Annotated in this window: 19 protein-coding genes; 12 read left to right on the top strand and 7 right to left on the bottom strand. The window is 37.3% G+C overall.

Translation table 11 applies throughout. The features are described from left to right. Positions 1 to 11 precede the first annotated feature (11 nt). On the top strand, positions 12 to 1,421 hold the full coding sequence (locus AC23ME_RS04010) for an efflux transporter outer membrane subunit (protein WP_487726452.1): 1,410 nt from the start codon (positions 12 to 14) through the stop codon (positions 1,419 to 1,421). A 227-nt stretch (positions 1,422 to 1,648) separates the two neighbouring features. Here AC23ME_RS04010 and AC23ME_RS04005 read toward each other — a convergent pair whose 3' ends face one another. Further along, positions 1,649 to 3,937 (bottom strand): helix-turn-helix domain-containing protein, encoded by a 2,289-nt coding sequence (locus AC23ME_RS04005; protein ID WP_487726451.1) that lies wholly within the window; start codon positions 3,935 to 3,937, stop codon positions 1,649 to 1,651. Between the two features lie 219 nt (positions 3,938 to 4,156). On the opposite strand from AC23ME_RS04005, the gene AC23ME_RS04000 reads away from it, so the two are divergent. Together AC23ME_RS04000 and AC23ME_RS03995 are read left to right on the top strand one after the other, a co-directional pair. Further along, on the top strand, positions 4,157 to 6,943 hold the full coding sequence (locus tag AC23ME_RS04000; protein WP_487726450.1) for an outer membrane beta-barrel family protein: 2,787 nt from the start codon (positions 4,157 to 4,159) through the stop codon (positions 6,941 to 6,943). Between the two features lie 18 nt (positions 6,944 to 6,961). Beyond that, a complete protein-coding gene (locus tag AC23ME_RS03995) occupies positions 6,962 to 7,744 on the top strand; it encodes a GLPGLI family protein (protein WP_487726449.1) in 783 nt (260 codons plus the stop codon). A 126-nt stretch (positions 7,745 to 7,870) separates the two neighbouring features. Here the strand turns inward: AC23ME_RS03995 and AC23ME_RS03990 are convergent, their stop codons facing one another. From AC23ME_RS03990 to AC23ME_RS03980, 3 genes are all read right to left on the bottom strand, one after another. Continuing rightward, positions 7,871 to 8,566, bottom strand: coding sequence for a response regulator transcription factor (locus AC23ME_RS03990; protein WP_487726448.1), 696 nt, complete (start codon positions 8,564 to 8,566; stop codon positions 7,871 to 7,873). 1 nt (position 8,567) lies between these two features. Then, positions 8,568 to 10,412, bottom strand: coding sequence for a sensor histidine kinase (locus AC23ME_RS03985; RefSeq protein ID WP_487726447.1), 1,845 nt, complete (start codon positions 10,410 to 10,412; stop codon positions 8,568 to 8,570). A 166-nt stretch (positions 10,413 to 10,578) separates the two neighbouring features. Next, positions 10,579 to 10,950 carry a DUF3127 domain-containing protein gene (locus AC23ME_RS03980; RefSeq protein WP_487726446.1) on the bottom strand — a complete coding sequence of 124 codons (372 nt, stop codon included), beginning with the start codon at positions 10,948 to 10,950 and terminating at the stop codon, positions 10,579 to 10,581. Positions 10,951 to 11,016: 66 nt separating this feature from the next. On the opposite strand from AC23ME_RS03980, the gene AC23ME_RS03975 reads away from it, so the two are divergent. The 9 genes from AC23ME_RS03975 (at position 11,017) to AC23ME_RS03935 (ending at position 19,298) form a co-directional block, all read left to right on the top strand. Then, positions 11,017 to 12,207 (top strand): THUMP domain-containing class I SAM-dependent RNA methyltransferase, encoded by a 1,191-nt coding sequence (locus tag AC23ME_RS03975; protein WP_487726445.1) that lies wholly within the window; start codon positions 11,017 to 11,019, stop codon positions 12,205 to 12,207. 2 nt (positions 12,208 to 12,209) lie between these two features. After that, positions 12,210 to 12,683 carry a hypothetical protein gene (locus tag AC23ME_RS03970; RefSeq protein ID WP_487726444.1) on the top strand — a complete coding sequence of 158 codons (474 nt, stop codon included), beginning with the start codon at positions 12,210 to 12,212 and terminating at the stop codon, positions 12,681 to 12,683. Positions 12,684 to 12,952: 269 nt separating this feature from the next. Continuing rightward, positions 12,953 to 13,186, top strand: a complete 234-nt coding sequence (locus AC23ME_RS03965; RefSeq protein ID WP_487726443.1) for a helix-turn-helix domain-containing protein — start codon at positions 12,953 to 12,955, stop codon at positions 13,184 to 13,186. 139 nt (positions 13,187 to 13,325) lie between these two features. Next, entirely contained in the window at positions 13,326 to 13,973 is a 648-nt protein-coding gene (locus tag AC23ME_RS03960) for an HD domain-containing protein (RefSeq protein WP_487726442.1), read from the top strand. Positions 13,974 to 14,022: 49 nt separating this feature from the next. Continuing rightward, a complete protein-coding gene (locus AC23ME_RS03955) occupies positions 14,023 to 15,279 on the top strand; it encodes a putative DNA modification/repair radical SAM protein (protein WP_487726441.1) in 1,257 nt (418 codons plus the stop codon). Between the two features lie 60 nt (positions 15,280 to 15,339). Next, positions 15,340 to 16,095: a TIGR03915 family putative DNA repair protein gene (locus tag AC23ME_RS03950; protein ID WP_487726440.1), complete on the top strand. Its 756-nt coding sequence runs from the start codon at positions 15,340 to 15,342 to the stop codon at positions 16,093 to 16,095. Between the two features lie 62 nt (positions 16,096 to 16,157). After that, positions 16,158 to 17,210: a sensor histidine kinase gene (locus tag AC23ME_RS03945; RefSeq protein ID WP_487726439.1), complete on the top strand. Its 1,053-nt coding sequence runs from the start codon at positions 16,158 to 16,160 to the stop codon at positions 17,208 to 17,210. A 146-nt stretch (positions 17,211 to 17,356) separates the two neighbouring features. Then, a complete protein-coding gene (locus tag AC23ME_RS03940) occupies positions 17,357 to 17,998 on the top strand; it encodes a DUF47 domain-containing protein (protein ID WP_308849301.1) in 642 nt (213 codons plus the stop codon). 4 nt (positions 17,999 to 18,002) lie between these two features. Then, positions 18,003 to 19,298, top strand: a complete 1,296-nt coding sequence (locus tag AC23ME_RS03935; protein WP_487726438.1) for an anion permease — start codon at positions 18,003 to 18,005, stop codon at positions 19,296 to 19,298. A 164-nt stretch (positions 19,299 to 19,462) separates the two neighbouring features. On the opposite strand, the gene AC23ME_RS03930 is transcribed toward AC23ME_RS03935, so the two are convergent. The 3 genes from AC23ME_RS03930 to AC23ME_RS03920 form a co-directional block, all read right to left on the bottom strand. Then, the gene (locus AC23ME_RS03930; protein ID WP_487726740.1) at positions 19,463 to 19,987 is read right to left on the bottom strand and encodes an AAA family ATPase; all 525 of its coding nucleotides are present in this window, start codon (positions 19,985 to 19,987) and stop codon (positions 19,463 to 19,465) included. Then, on the bottom strand, positions 19,983 to 20,621 hold the full coding sequence (gene pnuC, locus AC23ME_RS03925; RefSeq protein WP_487726437.1) for a nicotinamide riboside transporter PnuC: 639 nt from the start codon (positions 20,619 to 20,621) through the stop codon (positions 19,983 to 19,985). The genes AC23ME_RS03930 and pnuC overlap by 5 nt, the downstream gene beginning before the upstream one ends. Before the next feature lie 593 nt (positions 20,622 to 21,214). Beyond that, positions 21,215 to 22,537, bottom strand: coding sequence for a PQQ-dependent sugar dehydrogenase (locus AC23ME_RS03920; protein WP_487726436.1), 1,323 nt, complete (start codon positions 22,535 to 22,537; stop codon positions 21,215 to 21,217). Between the last annotated feature and the right edge of the window lie 136 nt (positions 22,538 to 22,673).

Genomic DNA, 22,673 nt, shown 5'->3' with positions numbered 1-22,673 from the left:
AGCTATTGAAAATGACACGAAATCATAAAATATCGATATTCATCACAGGTTTCTTACTCTTAAGTTTGGGAGCTTGTGTTACTCAAAAATATAAAACCCCCGAAGCATTAAAAGCGGAAGGATTGTATAGAGACGTGGCGAGTACGGACACCACTTCTATTGCAGATTTACCTACATCAACTTTGTTTAACGACCCCCAATTACAAGTGTTAATTAAGGAAGCGATTGAAAACAATTTAGATTTAAAAAGCTCGATAGAAAGAATGAAAAGCGCAGAAGCGAACTTACGCTTAAGCAAAGTTGCTTTTTTACCTAGCTTAAATTTGGATTTATCTGCGGCTGACAACAAGCAATCTAGAGCGGCTTTGAACTTACCGCCAACTATTAACATCCCTTTGGAAACCCAATTATACAGAGCACAACTAAGCACTAGTTGGGAAATTGATGTTTGGGGTAAATTAGGGAGCGCTAAACGTTCGGCATTGGCTTCGTACCTACAAACCGATGCAGCCAAACGTGCTGTACAAACACAATTGATTAGTTCTATTGCTACCAATTATTATACTTTACTAGCCTTAGATTTGCAGTTGAAAATCACGGAGCAAACTCTAGCTAGTCGTGTAAAAAACGTAGAAGCAATTAAAGCGTTAAAAGAAGCGGGAATTGTAAATGGTGCGGCAGTTGTGCAAAGTGAGGCCAACCAATATGCAGCTGAGGTAACTATTCCAGATTTAAAAAGAAGTATTAGAGAGACAGAAAACGCTTTAAATCTTTTATTGGGCAAAGGTGCAGGTGCAGTAACCAGAAGTACGTTAGATACGCAGCAGGGTTATAAAGATTTGCAGGTAGGTATTTCATCGCAACTGCTAAAAAATCGCCCAGATGTGCAACAAGCGGAACTGGCTTTTAGGGTTGCTTTTGAAAACACCAATTTGGCGAAAACCTATTTTTATCCTCAATTGACTTTGACGGCAAATGGTGGTTTATCTACTTTAAGATTAGAGAATTTTTTTAATAACTCAATTTTTTACAGTTTCATTGGTGGTTTAACGCAGCCAATTTTTAATAAAGGTCAAAATAAAGCTAGGTTAACATCGGCTAAAGCAGCACAACAGGAAGCTTTTTATGGTTTTCAAAAATCGGTATTAACTGCTGGTTCTGAAGTATCAAATGCCTTATTCGCATATCAAGCTGCAGTTGATAAAGAAACCTCGAGAGCGAAACAAATAGCTTCCTTAGAAAAGGCTGTAAACTACACCGAAGAATTGCTAAAGTTTAGCTCTGCAACCAACTACACAGATGTGTTGACTTCTGAGCAGAGTTTATTGCAAGCACAGCTGAATGGCGTTAACGATAAATTACAAAAGTTGCAAGCAATTGTGAATTTGTATCGTGCTTTAGGTGGCGGCTGGAAAGAATAGCGCAAACATTCCCTATTATAATTTGAAGCCTCGAGCAATTGCTTGGGGCTTTTTTGTTTTTAGGCATCACGTCATTTCGACCGCAGCGAAGCGAGCGGAGAAATCTAACGATTAACTCAGAAGTTGCTAGATTTCTCCTATCGTCGAAATGACGGTATGGCGTTTATTGCGCTTTGCAATGTTAAACTTGCCATCCTTGCAAAGATGAATGACGAACTGCCGAAGACCTACTCGCCTTCCGCCACAAATGCTGCAATTGCAATCTTTATCTCGCCAAAATCATAAGACTTGCCAACATGGTCACGGACTTCGTTAAGCTTTATGCTTTTCAATTCTCGGATAGCTTTTAGCAATACTTCTAATTTATGCTTAGCCAATACCTTATCTGCACTAATTTGGTTCTGCACAATGTAATGAGCCAAATGCCCTTCAATAGTTCCTTTCGTCATTTTTCGCTCTGCGGCAATTTCAGTTGGCGTTTTGCCTTCGTTAAATAAAGCTAGCGTAACTTCCTTAGTATCTATTTTGGGAACTTTTTCCGTTTTTTCTTTCGTTCTTACTCTTGGTCTAAACTCGTCTTTATGCTGTTCCAATTCGCTTTTATCTGGCAAGCTACGAGCTTTCGACATTTGCTCTTCGCGTTTGGCAAAACCATACAGTTGATGCAATTCTTCCTTTGTAATTTCCACACCTTCTGCTTTTGCGCTCAACATCGCTTTTGCACGAACAATCTTTTTGAACTGCTCGTAAAACATCGCTTCTAAATCTATCAGTTCGTGTAAATATTCTTTGGTTTGCTTCTGCTGTTTTACGTTTTCAATATGTTCAAAAACAGCTTCGCTCTGTGCCACTAAAATCGGACTGAAATAATTGCTTGCTGCTTCGGTGCGTTCTATCAAAGGTTTCAAATCTGCAGTTTCGCCTAGCACCAACATTCGGTCAATTTGTTTCAGGAACTTATCGGAATGTACTTTTGCCGCCATCAATTCTTGTTGCAATTTCACTGCCCAAGGTAAATGCGTCTGCTTAACCGAACGCTTTTCATCCTTACTATAGCTGAACACGTGCTCATAAACAAAATTATCCAACAAAGTAAAATCGAAGGCTTGCAACAAAGATTGCTTCACAAAAGCATCAGCTTCTTTGGTAATTTGGGTAACTAAACTTTCCTGTTGTTCCTTAGTTCGAGAATAATAAGCCACATTTTGGTCGGCTTTCATTCCCCTATTATTCAAATGCGATGTTAAAATCAAACCATCCAAAGAACGCAATCGCGATAGTGCCACATAAATTTGTCCCGGTGCAAAGGCATCTCCAATATCTACAATTGCCCTATCAAAAGTTAAACCCTGACTTTTATGCACCGTAATTGCCCACGCCAATTTCAAAGGATAATGCGTAAACGTACCAATTTCTTCTTCTTCAATTTCATTAGTGTTTTTGTTGGTAGTGTACTTGATATTTTTCCAACTGTATTGCTCTAAAACAATTGGATATCTACTTCCTTCGGGCCTAACTTCAATATAGTCGCTCTTTAAATCGGTAACTACCGCCAGCTTCCCATTAAAAAATCTTTGCTCTCCTTTTGGGTCATTTTTGATGAACATCACCTGCGCACCAATCTTTAATTCCAAGGTTTTTTCTATCGGATAAGCACTTTCTGAGAACTCTTTTTCGATAGTAGCATTGTAGAAATAAGATTTACCTTTCAGCTCCTTCAAGCTATTACGGTTCATCGTATCAGCTTTGCTGTTGTGCGTAGTTAACGTAATGTAATTGTCGTTTAAATCTGGCTTGTAATTTTCTTTATAATGGCTCTTTAGCAGAGCGATGTCTTGCTCGGTTGCCATGTTATTGCGTAAATTGTTCAATAAATCTACAAAGGTTGGGTCTGATTGGCGGTAGATTTTATCTAGCTCAATATAAATTGGTGGATTTGCCTTCAAGCACAAAGCATCGAAGAAAAAAGCACTTTGGTAAAACTTACCTAAAATTTCCTGTTCTTGGTTTCTTACTACTGGCGGCAGCTGGTACAAATCACCAATAAAAAGCACTTGCACGCCCCCAAAAAACTCATTGCTTTTACGCACGTAACGTAAAACAAAGTCGATGGCATCAAGTAAATCTGCACGAAGCATACTCACTTCATCAATCACCAGCAGCTCTAAGTCAAGCAAAATTCTACGCTTAACCGAGTTCATGCTCAAATGCCTCACTATACTTTTTGGTGTATTGTAAGGAACTCCCGATGGCAATTCTTGTCCAGCAATAATTCGTGGCACAAAAGCACCAAATGGCAATTGAAACAAGGAATGTATCGTAACTCCAGCAGCGTTAATTGCAGCAATACCAGTTGGCGCCACAATTACCGCTTTCTTATGAGTTTTGGTAATTATGTTTCGTAAAAACGTAGTTTTTCCTGTTCCAGCTTTTCCTGTTAAGAAAATATGTCTGGAGGTATGGTTAATAAATCTGGCAGCAAGTTCGGCAGGTTGTAGATGTTCGTTCTCTTCCAAATCAATTTATTTTGTTAAAGCGAATTAAACAAAAGTAAGACATATCCTTCGCTATTTTGCAAATTACCCAAAAAGAGAATGCAACAAACTTGAACTGTTTTCGTCTAATAATAAAAATTGCTAAATGTTAAAACTGTGTTAAAAATGTTAAATAACGCATTTTTAGTTGTCAACTAACATTTTAGTTTATATCTTTAGCGCATACCAAACATTAACTAAATGAAAAGAACGTTACTCTCGCTTATAGCAGCCCTGCTGTTTTCTTATTCAGCATTTTCTCAAAGCAATTCGGTAAAGGGAGCTATTATAGATATCTCTTCCAATGTCAAATTACATAATGCTACCGTTAGTGTGTTAAACGCTAAAGACTCTACGCTCTATAAATTCACTAGAGCAGCTAAAGATGGAAACTTCTCTTTTCAGAATATGAAAAAGGGCGATTTCATTCTTTTAGTTACTTACCCGGAATACGCAGATTTTGTAAATAAGTTTAGTTTAGATTCCGCTAATAATTCAATCGATTTTAATGCGATTGACATGAAAACTAAGGCTAAACTACTGAATGAGGTAATCATTAAAGGTCAGGCTGCTGCTATCAAAATTAAGGGAGACACCACCGAATTTAACGCCGCTGCCTACAAAATACAACCTAATGATCGTGTAGAAGATTTATTGAAGAAGTTCCCTGGTGTAACGGTTGATGCACAAGGAAAAATCACTGCACAAGGAAAAACGGTAGAAAAGGTTCTGGTTGATGGCGAAGAGTTTTTCGGAGACGATCCAACCCTAGTGACCAAAAACTTGAGGGCCGATATGGTTGATAAAGTACAATTATTTGAAAAATCTAGCGATCAAGCTGCGTTTACTGGTGTAGACGACGGACAAAAAGCACAAACATTAAACATTGTACTAAAAGAAGATAAGAAGCAAGGTTATTTCGGCAAGGTAGATGCTGGTTACGGCACCGATGATTTTTACCAAATCCAAGCCATGATCAATAAGTTTAAGAATAAGGAAAAGATTGCGGCTTATTTTACATCGAGTAATACTGGTAAAACTGGCTTAAACTGGGACGATGCTGATAAGTACGGTACCAGCGGTGCAATGCAAGTTACTGATGATGGAATGATTTTTATGTCGAGCGGAGACGAACTAGATGGCGGTGGTAGGTATTGGGGCGAGGGTATTCCAATTGCACATAACGGCGGCGTACACTACGAAAACAAATGGAATAAGGATAAAGAAAGTATCAATACCAATTATAAAGCGGGTTCATTGAATGTTGACCTTCGAAAAAACATTTTAAGACAGCAAACGCTACCAACAGATGTTTATACAACCCTTAGCGGCGAGACTACCGAAAACGATATGTTCAGGCAAAAAATTGATGCTACTTACAATATCAAACTAGATACAAGTGCAAATTTGAAGGTGGTAATTGATGGAACCTTGAGAAATTCGGAAAGTAATTCGACCACACAGGCGGAAAGTAGACGAGGTGACAACTCTTTACTAAATACATCTTTCAGAAATACAGACAACGAAAGCAAACAGCAGTTATTTAATTTAAGCGCTTTCTACACTAAAAAACTAAAAAAGGCTGGAAGAAACTATTCGGTTAATCTTAGCCAGTCTTATAACAAGACAACTAGTCAAGGTTTCTTAAGGGCAGATAATGAGTTTTTCAATGAAGACGGCACAGCTAAGGACAGTGAAAACATCGACCAGCTTAAAGAAAACAAAATTTTAACGAATAGACTATCGTCGAACATTACATACAACGAACCTTTAAGCAAGTTTTTAAGTCTTGTTGCCAACTACGGTTTAACTTACACTACCAATAAAGCAGATCGAGTTACTTACGACGCTTCGCCTTCAAACGTTTACGACCAGTTTAATACAGAGTTCAGTAACAACTTCCATGCCGACCAATTACTAAATCAAGTTGGTGCAATTTTCAACTACAAAAAAGGCAAAACCATTGTGAACGTTGGTACCAAAACCAGTTTTATCAACTTCGATCAAACCGAGGTTTATACGAACTCACGTTTTAAACGTAATTTTATCAATTGGCTGCCACAAGCATCATATCAGTACAGATTTTCGGCGCAAAAATCGTTCAGCGTAAGCTACAATGGATCAAACACTCAGCCTTCTGTAAATCAATTACAACCAGTTAGAGTAAATGATGACCCTTTAAATATTGTAGAAGGTAATGATCAGCTTAGACCTGCTTATAACAACAGGTTTAACATCAGGTACAACACTTACAAAGTGATAACCAATCAGAATTTCTATGTAAGCGGAAGTTTCAATTTTACCAACAACCAAATTGTAAGCAATAACACAATTGATGAAGGCGGTAAAACAACTTTCAAATCTGTGAACTTAGACGACGAGCTTCCATTTAACTATTTCGCTTATGTCAGTTACTCTAGAAAAGTACCTTCTTTAGGAAATATTAATCTTGGCTTCAACCTTGATGTTAACGGCTCTCGCTTTTATAACTATGTAAATGGTGACTTAAACATTACGAATAGCCAAGCCTACAGCCCTTCATTAAGCATAAACAGTTACGGCGAGAAAAAACAGCTTTACCTATCATTTGGCCCTAGTTATAATGCTCAAGAAGCATCACTGCAAAAGGCTATTAACAACAAAGGTTGGGGCTACCGCGGTAACCTTTACTTAAGCGCTAAATTACCTGGAAAAGTATCTATCCAATCAAATTCTGAATACAATTACCAACCTAGTTCTGCAGCATTTAACGAAAGTTTCGAACGTTTGCTAATTAACGCATCGATAACTAAAGCATTCTTTAAGGAAGAAAGCTTCAAGGTAATGCTTAGCGCTAACGACTTGTTGAATCAAAATGTTGGCTTCAGAAGATCGGCAACTACAAACTTGATTACCCAAACTAGTTTCAACAACATCGCTCGTTACTTTATGTTCTCTCTAATTTGGGATTTCAATAAAATGGGCGGCGGAGCACCAAAAGCAAACTAAATTTAATTCTCTAAAAAAATGAAGACTTTAAAATATATCATAAGTGCATATTTGTTGATAGTTACGTTTAACTCAAATGCACAACATGCTCGTTTTGTAACTCAGGGAACTATAGAGTTCGAAAAAAGAGTGAACGCTTATGCACTAATTAAAGAGCAGATTAAAATATGGGGCGAAGATAATTTCTACTTACAAATGTTCGAAAACTATCAAAAAAACAATCCCCAGTTTAAAACCGCAAAAAGCAAACTCCATTTCTCGAACGATAAAACTGCATTTTTACCAGAAGAGGATGTTATTGTGACATCTAACGCTTGGTTTTCTAACCTTATCCAATTTCAGCAAGCCAACAACGTCTTAACTGATTTAACTACGGGAACCAGCAAAACACAGAAGAAAGTTTACGATGAGACTTATATGGTAAGCGATAGCACCAGAAAAATCAACTGGAAAATTACCGATGAATTTAGAAATGTAGCTGGTTACAATTGCCGTAGAGCAAATGCCTTAGTGATGGATTCGGTTTATGTTGTTGCTTTTTACACTGAGGAAATTGCCGTTAGTGGTGGCCCTGAATCGTTTACCGGTTTGCCTGGAATGATTTTAGGCTTAGCCTTACCACACGAGCATGTAACTTGGTTTGCCACCTCCGTAACTGATGTACCTGTTAGCGAAGACAAGCTCAAAATTCCTACTAAAGGAAAGGCTGTAAACAACAAACAACTGTTTGATATTTTAAAAGGAGCGCTGAAAGGTTGGGGAAAAACTGCACAGCAAACCTTTAAATGGACAATGCTTTAAAGAGTTTAACTCTTTAAACTGAAAAATCGGTTACCTGCTTTAACTAGCGGTTAACCGATTTTTATTTTACGGTTCTAAGGGAAATCAATTAACCAATTACACAGTTAACCGATTAACCAAAAACTATCAATTCACTACCAACTTATACCCTTTACCATGAACATTGATGATTTCAACACTCGGGTCTTCTTTCAAGTACTTACGCAACTTGCTTAGAAACACATCCATGCTACGACCATTGAAATAGTTATCGTCGTGCCAAATGCTAATCAATGCTTCTTCTCTGGTAAGTACGCTATTCTTTTTTAAACACAGCAAGCGCAAAAGCTCTGCTTCTTTGGTAGAAAGTTTTTGCTGAGCACCATTGTAATGAATAAGCTGGGTGGTATAGTCAAAAGTGTAACCGCCAATTTCAAATTGTTTAATATCTTCTTCTTGCGAAGGTTGCTGAGCTGCAGAAGCTCTTTTTAGCAAAGCATTGATACGTAATAACAGTTCTTCAATTCGAAATGGTTTAGTGATATAATCATCGCCACCTAAATCATAGGCTAGTGATTTATCTTCCATCATCGACTTTGCTGTTGCAAAAATAATCGGCACCTGTTGATCAATTTTCCTGATTTCTTTACCCAAAGTAAACCCATCTTTTTTCGGCATCATCACATCTAATATGCAAATATCGAAAGCCTGTTTCCCAAAAGCCTTTAAACCTTCTTCACCATCGGTGCACAACACCACTTCAAAGTTTCCTTTTATCTGCAAATAATCTTGTAGCAATAAGCCTAAATTCGGATCGTCTTCAACCAACAGTATTTTCTTCATATCAATTGCTTAATTTAAATGGTAAATAGATTAAAAAAGTGGTGCCATTATCTTTCTCACTATTCACCTTGATGGCTCCATTCATTTGCTCTATAATATCGTGTACATAGCTTAGCCCTAAACCGAAGCCCTTCACATCGTGTAAATTTCCGGTAGGCACTCTATAAAACTGATCAAATATCCTTTTGGTTTGCTCTTTGGTCATCCCAATTCCTTTATCGCTCACCTCAATACAAACCCCATTTGCATAGTTCTTGGTTTTAATTGCTATTATCGGTTTCTCAGGACTATACTTATTGGCATTGTCAATCAGGTTGTAAACTAAATTTGATAAATGCAGTTCGTCACCAATTACAACATCAGGGTTGGCAGCAAGCTCTAGCGATAGCTCAGCGTCTTTCTTCTGCAGTTGCAAACTCATACTATCTACTACCACAGAAATCAGCTCGTTCATTGCCACTGGATTACGCTCTAGTTTTAATTCTTTTTTATCGAGCTTAGCAACACTTAACACCCGCTCAATATGATTACCTAGACGTACATTCTCATCGTAAATAATACCTGCCAAACGATTTACCCTAGCTTTATCTGGTGTTAAATCTGGGTCTTTTAAAGCTTCGCTGGCAATCATGATGGTTGCTACAGGAGTTTTAAACTCATGTGTCATGTTGTTAATGAAGTCGGTTTTCATTTCAGAAAGCTTTTTCTGGCGGATGATAGCGTAAATGGTGTAAGCGAAAATTGAAACCAGTACCAACAGCAAACCTACCGAAGAAGCCAACATCGCAAACATCGTATTAAAGATAAGCGAGTTCTTATTAGGGAAACTCACATATAACATTCCTGGATCTTTGATCATTAAGTTATTACTGAAAATGACCTTACTGAATGTGTTTTTAGGCAGCGTTTCACCTATAGCTTGCGAAACATTTTGATAAATAATTTTGCCAGTACTTTTAGATGGAGTTACCCAATACTGATAATCCAGATCGATGTTTTTACTCAACAGTTCCTTCTTAATCAAAGTATCTACAGTTTCCTGGCTTGGCATTCTATCTTCCAACGAAACATCTTTGTTAGCCATTTCCTTTGCCACATCTTGCAATAGCATCACATCTCTTCTATTTTCAAATATGTTAACCGTATCTGCGTAAAGCCTTTCGAGCTCCATTTTATATCTGTGCTCTGCATTTGCTTCTTCGATCTTAAATCGCATTCGCAATTCCGGATCTACCGACGGGAGAGTTATAAATTGCGGCCTCAAATCAACTGGACTAATTGCAAGGTAGATAATAGAATCAGGCAGCTTATCGAGTTTAATAACTGGACGTTTCTTCGTAAAACTAGAAGAAAATTGCCGACTTACAATTTTACCGTCCTTTGTTCTTACCTCATTAATATTGTATGTTAAAGTATTATCATTAGGTTTCGGATTAGACAAAATAGCGTAATCTTCTTCACTAATAATCTGAGGCTGGAGATAGTTTGCGTTAATAATACTGTCCTGAAAATTCAGATATCCTAAAATTTGCTGCTGATGTTTTAACAACCTACGCACTTTACTTTCTTTATAACGCTCTTTAAAAGCAACAATACTATCCGTTTTAGTCCTAATGTTGCTTACTTCCAATTCCTTAAACTCAACATCTTTCCTGTTAATACGGCTAATTACGTTTTTCTTTTGAATTTTATTGACAACCGCAGTTAGGGCCTGATTTACATTTTGCTCAAAAAGCTGTGATTTTAGATTGTACGATTCCCTGATGTAATACATCTGCATTACAAAAACGCCTAACAACGCAAAGGTCATTAAAGCGGTTATGATCCAAAGGCTCCTCTTTTTCATTCCTACTTATCCAAAGTTAACGAAGACAATAAGAAAAGCGGCTATGCTTTAACACTTTTTAACTTATGCCAACGCAAAAAAGCCGTTCAGTTATAAACTAAACGGCTTCAAATTATAAAGTGTTTTCTTAAAAAGCGATTTTAGAGAGCGTTCCTTAGAGAGCTTATTAGAATGGTAAATCATCGTCTTCACCAGCAGCGGTGCTTACATCAGCAGGGGCTGCATATTGAGGGGCAGCTGCAGGGGCTCCAGCGGTATTAGCTAAAGCAGTAATACGCCAAACCACTAAACTGTTAAAGTAAGAAGTTACACCTTCTTTATTAGTCCAAGGACGACCACGTAGGTTAAAAGAAACTTCCACTTCGTCACCAGCTTTCAAGCTATCAAGTAAAGCCGTTTTATCTTGCAATGCCTCAAATCTGATATATTCTGGATAAGTCGGGTTCTCAGCATATTCTATAATCAAATCACGTTTTTTAAACGTTTCACTTACTTGTTGTACTGCACCTACTTCGTGCACCTTACCTTTAATTTCCATGTCTGTACTATATTATTTCTCTTCCATCCAAATCTCTATATTTTTATTGATAACTTCGCAAATCATATGACACAAGTTTTCCACACCAAGAGCAAGGTTATCATAACCTGTAATAAAAGACTATCAACTTATTTGCAAGCTGAAGTAGAAGAGCTGGGCTATACCATCGTAAGGGCCTTCCCTACTGGCGTTGAACTTAACATTACGCTTAGTGAGTGTATTAAACTTAATTTAAACTTGCGATGCGCAAGTCAGATTTTATATAGCCTTAAGAGTTTTAAAGCAAAAAATCCAGAAGAACTTTATACTGCGTTAGTAGCTTTAGAGTGGGAAGAATTGTTAGATTTTTCAGGATATTTCTCCGTAACATCTAACGTAGATAATCCATTTATCACCACGCCATTATTCGCAAACTTAAAAGTAAAGGATGCTATTGTAGATAGAATTAAGGATAAAAAAGGCATCCGTCCTAATACAGGCTCTGATGCTAATAAAGCTGTGGTACATTTATATTGGAAAGATAATGATGCTGATATTTTTATTGATACCAGTGGCGAAACCCTAAGTAAACACGGCTACAGGAAAATTCCAGGCAAAGCACCAATGCTCGAAGCGCTTGCAGCAAGCGTGGTAATGGCTACATCTTGGGATAAGAAATCTCCCTTCATTAACCCAATGTGTGGTTCGGGAACTTTGGCCATTGAGGCTGCACTAATTGCTACAAACCGCCGACCGGGATTGTATCGTATGAACTATGGTTTCATGCATATTATAGGCTATGATGAGGAAGTCTTTTTTGCAGAGCGAAGGATATTGAAAGATCAGGTAGTTAAAAACATAGACTTACAAATTATTGCTACCGACCTTTCTGAAGATGCAGTAGAAGTAAGTAGAAAAAATGCAAAGACAGCTGGTGTAGACCAAATCATCCAGTTCGAAGTATGTGATTTTGCAGAAACACCTGTACCAGAAGGAGGAAAAGGTGTGGTGGTTTTCAACCCAGAGTACGGAGAAAGATTAGGAACGCACAGCAAATTGGAGTTCACCTATAAACGCATGGGCGATTTTATGAAAACGCACTGTAAAGGATATCATGGTTATATTTTTACTGGAAATCCAGATTTAGCAAAAAAGATTGGCTTAAAAGCCGATGCCAAAATCGAGTTTTATAACGGCAAGCTAGATTGCAGAATGTTGACGTATGAATTATACGATGGCAGCAGACGACCAGAAAGTGAGCGCCCGCAAAGAAATTAATAATGGATATCGATAAATTTCACAGCTTGCCCGAATGGGATGATTTTAAGCGCTTCAGAAATGAAGAATCTGGAGAAGATTGGAAAAACAATCCTCGATACCAGAGCGCTAAAAATCTCTACAATCAAGCTAGAGAAGTTTATAAGTATGCTACTATTTTCTCCGAAACACTAAAAGGTGAAATGGCAGAGAGTACCAAAGAACTGATTCTACAGAACGCCCTTATGTTAGCCCCTAAAATTATTGGTGCCGAAGGTGGCGATATCTACATCATTCGAATGGAAAATGCTTCGATCATTAGAACAAATGCCATAGAACTCGAAACCCAAGTTAAAGCAGCACACCTTTATGAGCAGTGCAGCAAAGCTGATAAAGATATCGTTATAACCGAACTGGAAAAGTTTAAAGCACTTTTTAAAACTTGGGTATCATTTTTTCAGAAAGATGATATTGTGGACGATTGGGGATTATATTAATATTTAGTAGACGTAATTATACGCTTGCGTTACATATTTTCCACACATTTTCAATTTCTATTATAACCAATAACTTTTTAAGTCATTTTCTACTTACTCCAAAAAATTGTTCTCATTAATGTATAGAGCCATTTTTTGAGGATCGGCGATAGCTCATTTTTTATCTACGATTAAATAATCATATAAAAAGTTGTAATCGTATAGGTGCTAATTCAAAAAGTTGTAATTGGCAAAGTATTTGCTTAGCTTTAAGTACACTAACTACCTACATGATGAACGAAACATATAAAAAAGAGATGCAACGCATCGCATTAAAAATTAGAAAAGTACGTGAATACAAAAACTTTTCTCAAGAGTATTTAGCCTCTAAAATCGGAATTTCTCAAAATGCTTACAGCAAAATTGAGTTAGGCTATAGCAAAATTACTCTAGATCGATTATTTCACATCGCAAAACTGCTAGACGTAGACACACACGAATTAATTATATCAAAGAGAGCTTAATATTTAATATTAGTTAGCGATAGTGTATTAAAATGCTCAGTCTCAATTTAGAGGCTGAGCATTTTTTTTGCGCAAACTTAGTTCACATTTTTACAATGCTACTATCATTGACAGAATGAAAATTGGCTAAATTCGTGGCATGCAACATATCATAGATCAAACCATCAACTTTGTTAAAAAAACCTTAACCAATGCCGAAGCAGGGCATGATTGGTTCCACATAGAACGTGTTTACAAAACAGCCCAACATATTAACGCTAGCGAAAAGGCCAATGATTTGACTGTGGCTTTAGCGGCTTTGTTGCACGACATTGCAGACAGCAAATTTAATGGCGGCGATGAAGAGATTGGTCCGCAGAAAGCTGGAGACCTTTTAGAAAGCATTGGAGTTGAAACCAACATCATCAACGAAGTAAAGCTCATCATCAAAAATCTTTCTTATAAAGCGAGCTTGGGAGAAATCAACTATTTTTCAAAAGAGCTAAATGTTGTACAAGATGCAGATAGGCTTGATGCTATTGGCGCCATTGGCATTGCAAGAGCCTTTACCTATGGAGGTTTTAAGAATAGGGTGCTATACGATCCAGAAATTAAGATAAACCAACAAATGACAAAGGAGGAGTATAAAAATACCACAGCTCCAACCATCAATCATTTTTACGAGAAGCTTTTGTTATTAAAAGATTTGATGAAAACGAATATGGGCAAACAGATGGCACAGCAGCGTCACGATTTCATGCTCATCTACCTTGATCAATTTTATCAAGAATGGGAAGGTAAAAAATAAACTAAAAATATTAGCCAATTTACTATATTTGTTAGTAAATTAGGTTGATATGTCTGAGAGATTAAGGGAAAAGCTAAATATACTAGCCGATGCGGCGAAGTATGATGTTTCATGTTCATCGAGTGGCAGCGATAGAAAAAATACGAATAAAGGTGTTGGAAATGGGCATCAATCTGGCATTTGCCACACCTATACAGAAGATGGACGATGTGTGTCGCTACTGAAAATCTTATTAACTAACCATTGTATTTTCGATTGCGCCTATTGCGTTTCCCGTAGAAGCAACGATATTGAACGTGCTGCCTTCACTGTAGATGAAGTGGTAGAATTGACTATGAATTTTTATCGCAGAAACTATATCGAGGGATTGTTCTTAAGCTCGGGCATTTTCAAAAATGCAGATTTTACCATGGAGCGCTTGCTTAGGGTGGTTAAAAAGTTGCGATTAGAAGAAAACTACAATGGATACATCCATCTGAAAACAATTCCAGGTGCTAGTGACGAACTAATAACAGAGGCCGGCTTTTATGCCGACAGGATGAGCATTAACTTAGAAATGCCTACAGAAACTGGCTTAAAACTTTTAGCTCCCGAGAAAAGCCATCAAGATGTGATTAAACCGCTAGACTTCGTCAAAAATCAGATCATTCAATTTAAGGAAGAAAAGAAACTGATTAAAAGTGTACCCAAATTTGTGCCTGCAGGACAAAGCACACAGATGGTAATTGGCGCAACTCCCGAAACCGACAAGGAAATTATGTACACTGCAGCGAATTTCTACAAAAGTTTTTCGTTAAAACGGGTTTATTACTCGGGTTATATTCCAATTAGTAATGATAGCAGAATGCCAATTTTAGGCACCCAACCACCTTTGTTGCGAGAAAACAGACTTTACCAAACCGATTGGCTAATGCGTTTTTATGGTTTCGATGTTCGGGAACTGCTTAATGATGCTAACCCGCATCTAGATACTGATATTGATCCAAAATTAAGTTGGGCGCTGCGAAATATGCAACACTTTCCTATTGACATTAATACCGCAGATTATCAGATGATTTTACGGGTACCAGGAATTGGAGTGGGCTCGGCTCAGAAGATCGTGCAAGCTCGTAAATTCGGAAGGCTTTATATCCATCAGTTAAAAAAAATTGGAATTGCTTATAACAGAGCTAAGCATTTTATTACTTGTGCCGATAGCCCCTATCAATTGAAAGACTTTCAAAGCCACGAAATTAAAGGGTTTATTTTAGCGGAAAGCCAGAGTAAATATTTGAAAACGGCAAATAATCAGCTTTTACTGTTTTAAACATGAAGTAATTAAGAATGATCAAGTAACTCCTCTTCACTTCTTAATGTTTCAAATATTATGATTTACATTTTCGATGGCAGTTTAGAAGGATTGCTCACTGCAGTTTTCGAATGGTTTGAAAGAAAACCTGGCGCAGTCACAGTTGTGAGCAAACAAAAATATCAGCCAGATGCTTTTACTACAGCTTTTGAGGTTTTAACAGACAGAACCAAGGCTGATCGAGTTTGGCAAGGTTTAACCAAACGGTTAGACAGGCGTTGGATGAGAAACCTGTATTGTGCATATCTGTCGGAAATTCCAGAAATGCATCAAGAAATTTTTGATTTTTGCATTTACATTTTTCAAAATCAGGCAGGTGCCGAAAAAAATTATGGCAATGCCCATGTCTTAAATATTGCACAAACGGCAAGAAAGGTAGAACGAGAAAAACATAGAATGGAGGCTTTTATCCGTTTCCAAAAAACTGCAGATGGTTTATTTTACTGTGGCATCGATCCAGATTTCAACGTTATCCCGCTACTGATTAACCATTTTAAAAACCGCTATGCCGACCAACAATGGATCATTTATGACATCAAAAGGCACTATGGCATTTTCTACAATCTAGAAACTGTTGAAGAAATCGAAATGGATATCGACATTAATTTATTGAAAAAATCTAATCAGCACATGCTGGATGAACAAGAAATGCTTTACGCTGATTTATGGAAAGACTATTTTAAGAGCACGAACATTGTTGCCCGAAAAAACACAAAATTGCATACACAGCATGTACCAAAACGCTATTGGAAGTATCTTACAGAGAAATTATAAGTAGTACTTAACATTATCTTAACTTATTAGGTGTAATTTAGCGGTATTATACCACAAAATAGATGAAATTTAGTGTACTGGTTTTTATCACAGCGTTAGCCGTGGGTTTATCCATTGGTTTAGTGAATTATCACTTTCAACAAAGTTGGTACTATTTGCTCATATCTTTTGGGGTATCGTTTGGCACAAGCTTTTTAGTATTTTATTATTTATTAGAAAGATATATCTACAGCAAAATCAAGCTTATTTACAAGCAAATTCATAGTTTAAAGTTAGGTAAGGACTTAAAAGAAGCGCTTGGCGAATATGTTAGCTCAGACCCCATAAATGATGTACAACAAGAAGTAGAGGAATGGGCTGGCGAAAAAAAGAAGGAAATTGAACTGTTAAAAAAGCAGGAACAATTTAGAAGAGAATTTCTTTCAAATGTTTCACACGAGTTTAAAACGCCGTTATTTGCCATACAAGGTTATATTGAAACGCTGCAAGATTGTATTGTTGACGATCCTGAAATGGCAGTTAGATTTTTAAAGAAAGCTGAAAACAATATAGAACGCCTTAGTTATTTAATTAAGGATTTAGATTCGATCTCGAAATTAGAAACAGGCGAAATTCCAATCAACTATCTTCGTTTCGATATCGTTCCACTTATTAAAGAGGTTTTAGAGATTTTGGAAGATAAGGCAGCTTCAAATAAAACTAAATTCATTTTTAAGGATAAATATACTGCGCCAACTATGGTACAGGCAGATAGAGAAAAAATAAGGCAGGTGATGATTAATCTTATCCAAAACTCTATTAAATACGGAAAGGAAAATGGCTCTACCTCAATAAAGATTTTCGAATTGCATGACCAATATCTAATTGAAGTGACGGATGACGGCATGGGTATTGAGGAAAAACATTTGCCTCGCTTGTTCGAACGTTTCTACAGAATAGATTCACATCGTTCTAGAAAAGAGGGAGGCACAGGTTTAGGCTTAGCCATTGTAAAACACATTTTGGAAGCCCACCAACAGACCATTTCTGTACGTAGCACCCCAAACATTGGAACTACTTTTGCCTTTACATTGCAGAAAAGTAATGAGCCATTGTTAGGCTACGGTAAAAAATAATTCGCCATTTTCGTCATTTAACATTGATAGAAGGCATTTTACTAACCTACAATTCGTTATGAATTAACAAACAAGTAAAATTGTCGTCAAAGTTAACATTAACTTAACATTGCGGTTTTACTTTTGCATCATATTTAAATACGAGTATGAGCAATATATTTAGCTTCTTTACACCTAAAGACAAAAAATTCCAGCCATTATTTGAGCAAGCAGGAAGTAATGTTAGGAAAATCGCAGAAACACTTTTAGTTGTGGTTACTGCAGAAGACATCGAAAAAAGAAAAGAAGCCATTAAAGAGGTAGAACGCCTTGAGCATGTTGGTGATGACATTACCCACACCATCTTCATTGAATTAAGCAAGAATTTCATCACACCGTTTGACAGAGAGGACATCCACTCGCTAGCTAGTGCAATTGATGATATTGCTGATTATATCCATGCATCTGCTGGAAACATTGAACTATACAATGTAACCAACATTGGCGAACCAATGGTTAAGCTTGCAGAATTGCTTGTGGAAATGTGTACAGACCTTGAAAAAGCGATTAAAGAGCTAAGAAGCTTTAAAAATATTAGAGTAATTGCTGATGCTTGTGTTAGAATTAACAGTGCAGAAAACCAAGCAGATTACACTTGTAATTTAGCTATCGCTCGTTTATTTGAGTTTGAAACTAATGCGATTGAATTAATTAAGCAGAAAGAAGTGCTACAAACGCTTGAAATTGCTACAGATAAATGTGAAGATGCTGCCAACGTGCTAGAATCTATCTTGGTTAAAAACGCGTAAAACCATGATGACCATACTGATTTTAATTATTGTTTTAGCGCTAATCTTTGATTATATCAATGGATTTCATGATGCTGCTAATGCAATTGCAACCATTGTAGCTACAAAGGTACTTTCACCTTTTCAAGCTGTTGTATGGGCTGCATTTTTTAACTTTTTGGCGTATTGGGTATTTGGTTTTGGCGTTGCTGATACCGTTGCCAAAACAGCCGACACCATGTCTATTAACCTTACGGTTATATTAGCGGGTATTATCGCCGCCATTATTTGGAATTTACTAACCTGGTGGTTTGGTATCCCTTCTAGTTCTTCGCACACTTTAATTGGTGGTTTTGCTGGTGCAGCAATTGCTCACGCTGGGTTAGATGTAGTGAACTGGTATAAAGAAGGTAAAGCAGGAGAAATGCCAACAGGCGTTTTGGTAATCGTTGGATTTATCGTATTAGCACCACTTATTGGAGCGATTGTATCTTATGCTATTTCAGCTTGGTTACTACATTCTGCAAAAAGAAGCATTTGGCCAAAACTTTTCACCATTTCATTAATGATAGCAACGGTATTATTTGTCTACTTTCAAATGGTGCCTTATGATAAGATCCACAAACCACGTTTCGAGTCTGAATTTTGGAGTGTAGTATTCGAGTCACATAATATCAAATGGTTTTTGGTAGCATTTATCATCCTAACTATTAGTTCATTCTGTTTGATTTTTAGCTTCTTGAGCCATCATCAGTCTACTAAATGGCTTAGAAAAATGCAACTATTATCATCTGCAGCTTTCAGTTTGGGGCACGGTGGTAACGATTCGCAGAAGGTAATGGGTATTATTGCTGCGGCAATTTTAGTGTATGTACATCAAGAAGGTGTTACCATGGCTAGCATGCCAGATTGGTTGCATGTTGTATTACCTTATAAAGATGCTGCTGGCGATGATGTTGCAGCTCAAATGCCTGCTTGGATTCCACTAGCGTGTTATACCGCAATCTCAGTAGGAACTTTAAGTGGCGGTTGGAAAATCGTAAAAACGATGGGTTCTAAAATCACGAAAGTAACTCCTTTTGAGGGTGTAACAGCAGAAACAGCAGGTGCTTTAACCTTATACTTCACCGAGCACTTGAAAATTCCAGTAAGTACTACACACACCATTACTGGATCTATTATCGGTTCAGGTTTAACCAAAGGGACGTCAGCGGTAAAATGGGGAGTAACTGTTAAATTGGTATGGGCTTGGGTTTTAACAATCCCAGTTTCAGCAGCTTTAGCAGCAATATTATACTACATCTTGAGTTTCTTTATTTAACGAAGACTTTTAAAAATAAAAAAAGGCAGCTAATTTTGATTAGCTGCCTTTTTCTTTGCTTATCGAGGTACGAAGCAATCTTAAATATAACGTAAGTAATACTTAATTAAAGACATGAAAGATTGCTTCGTACCTCGCAATGACGACAAATTGAGGATTCTTTTTTAAACAACACTCAACAAAAACTCATCGATTGCCTCCACAGCATTTTCAAAGCGTTCTTCCCCTATTCCCGATACCACTTTGTAATTTGCGCTGAGCGCCTTCAATTCTTGATGCCAAACCTGCATAAAGTGCTCACGCTGGTTAGGAAAATCTCTTAAAGGATCATCCTGCCAAGGCAAATCTATATCTAACAATACATAAAAATCGTATGGATTTGTTGTCAGTGCATTTAGTACAATTTGTGGCGTTTCTCCAAAGAACGCATCGCTCCAGATCTTCACCGTTAAAAACGTAGTGTCACAAATGATAAAATCGGTTTCAGTCATTGCCAAAACAGACTGCTCTAAGGCGTACTGTCCATGAAACATGTTCACTTCATCTTGCAAAGTACAAGGCGCTGTTAACTTTTCACAATAATAGCGAGCATATTCTGGCACCCAAGGCACTTGATAATACTTGGCTAATAATGTAGCCATTGTTGATTTGCCAGTACTTTCTGGACCAACCACAGCTATCTTCTTAATTTGCTTTGTTAGATTCTCTTCGCTCTTGTTCACGGTAAGTTTTTCTCCAATCTAAATATCCCTTAATTGCAATGGCCACTAAAATGGCATACAAAAGTGCATAAACATTTAAGTTTTTATACATTAACAAAGGCACATAACAAATGTCTACAATAATCCACAAAATCCAGTTCTCGAGTATTTTTCTAGTTAACATTATTTGCGCAACAAAACTTACTGCGGTACAAAATCCATCTTCGTAAGGTACATTGGTTGGCGTGTATTTATCTAAGAAATAACCGAGCATTCCAGTTAGCAGAGCAATTGCAAAAAGGATAAGAAACCAGTGACCAATATTAATAGAAACTACCGGTTTCTCGTCTTCTCGTTTATTTTTAATCCAGAACCACCAACCATAAAATGCGGTGAAAAGAAAGTAAAATTGCAAAGCGAAATCACCAAACAAATGACTTTCGAAATAGAGAATAGCACTAACAACAATACTAAGAATAGAGATTGGCCAATTCCAAATGCTCTCTTTGGCAGCTAAATAAATACATACAATGGTACTCGCAAAACCCAACCACTCTAACCAAGAAGTTTGCTGAAGCTGCTGAATGAATTGATACCAAATATTGGCCTCTAGTAAAAACATTAATCAAATATAGATTGTATTTTTCTTTTAGCCACAGATGCACAGATTTAATTTCTATCTCAGAACGATAAATTTTACACCATTACAAATCCTTAATCTTTATCAGTCAAGGGGGGGGCAACATCACAAAATATATTATGGGGAAGAATCTGTGCATCTGTGGCTAACCAAAAGGTCTATAAAAAAGAATTCCGGTAGGGAACAACCCCTACCGGAAAATAAACCAAACAAACTATTTATGAAGAATACCCTCTTGCGAGGATGCTTTAGATCAATTATTAAATTTTAATGTTGTATCAATCATCCAATCTGTAACAACAACATCTAATTAACTTCAATTGTTTTCTTTTATTACAACTTTTCTGCCAATAAATTTAAAACAACCTTTTCGTGACGATAACATGACCTTCTATCGCTTATCATCGTGTTTAATGGACACTATCCTATACTCAGTAGTTTGCCATATCGTCCATATTCACTGTCTTTGTTACATCCATATTAATTCTAACAGCACACAATTAGGCCTATAAAACATACAGTGTACAAAAAAACAGACACACAAAACACAGCTCGTTATCAGCGAGTTAATTAAATCACTTCGCTGCAACACGCCAAATTACGCCACTTACGTCATCTGCGACTAACAAAGCGCCGTCTGGTGTCACTACCACGCCTACTGGTCTTCCATAAACTTCACTTTTTGAAGCATCAGCAATAAAACCTGTTAAAAAATCCTGCATTGGCCCAGTTGCCTTGCCATCTTTAAATGGTACGAAAGCAACTTTATACCCTGTAAGCTCAGACCTATTCCAAGAGCCATGCTGACCAATAAAAGCACCGCCCTGATACTTAGCTGGAAATTTGTTATTAGTGTAAAATGCCAATCCAAGAGATGCCGTGTGAGAACCAACAGCAACATCAGGCACTATAGTTTTCTTTACCAATTCTGGATTTACACCTTTTAATCTCGGATCTTCATGTTGGCCAAAATAAGCATAAGGCCAACCATAGAAACCACCCTCTTTAACGCTGGTGATATAATCTGGCACTAATTCATCGCCCAAGCCATCTCTTTCGTTTACGGCTGTCCACAACATATTGGTTACTGGTGCCCAATCCATCCCTACTGGGTTACGTAAGCCACTTGCAAAAATTCTTTCGCCAGTACCATCTGGATTTACCTCTAAAATTGCAGCTCTCCTTACCTCGTGCTCCATACCATTCTCGCCAACGTTACTACCAGAGCCTACAGAAATATAGATTTTATTTTTCGCCTTGTTGACTATAAGATTTCTAGTCCAGTGGTTGTTGTAACCGCCAGCTGGGAGGTCTAGAATTTTCTTCCCTGCACCAGTAATTTTGGTATCGCCAGATTTATATGGGAACATCCACAAACCATCGGTGTTAGCTACATAAAATGAATTGCCGATAAAAGCCATCCCGTAAGGTTGGTTTAAGCCGGAAAGGAATGTTGTTGTCAGTTCAGGCTTACCATCTTGGTTGCTATCTCTAAACAACATAATGGTATTCACACTCTTTCCACCAACTTCCGACTTTGCTTTACCAGAAATTGCATTTGCTACAGCTTCTTTGGTGCTGCGTTCAGAATTTGAAAGTGCCACCAAAATATCCCCGTTGGGAGCAACTACGATATTTCTAGGGCTTTTCATCCCATCAGCGAATTTGCTGACTACAAATCCAGCTGGTGCTACTGGCATTTTATTAGCTGGCCAATCTATAACTTTACTAAAATTGTTCTTTGATGCCGTGGTGTCGGGTGCTGGTAGATTTAAAGTATCCACTCCTGTTTCGGCAGTATGTACTGTATCAGCTGTTTTATCCGATTTGTTCGCACTGTTACACGCTTCAAAGAGCAAAGCAGATAACGCCAATAGTCCTAAGTATTTTGTTTTCATTTTATATCTTTTTAATTAACACACTGCTTATCTAAACAGCTACAACTACAAGTTGTTTTCAATGTATTTCACTGCATAAAGCAACTAACTACTTCAAAGAATAATCATTGGCAAAAAAGCCTCAATATTTTTTAAA

The sequence above is a fragment of the Pedobacter sp. T50_32 genome, from assembly GCF_057652195.1.
The sequence above is the reverse complement of the archived record's forward strand: the minus strand, read 5'-3'. Positions and strand labels throughout refer to the sequence as shown.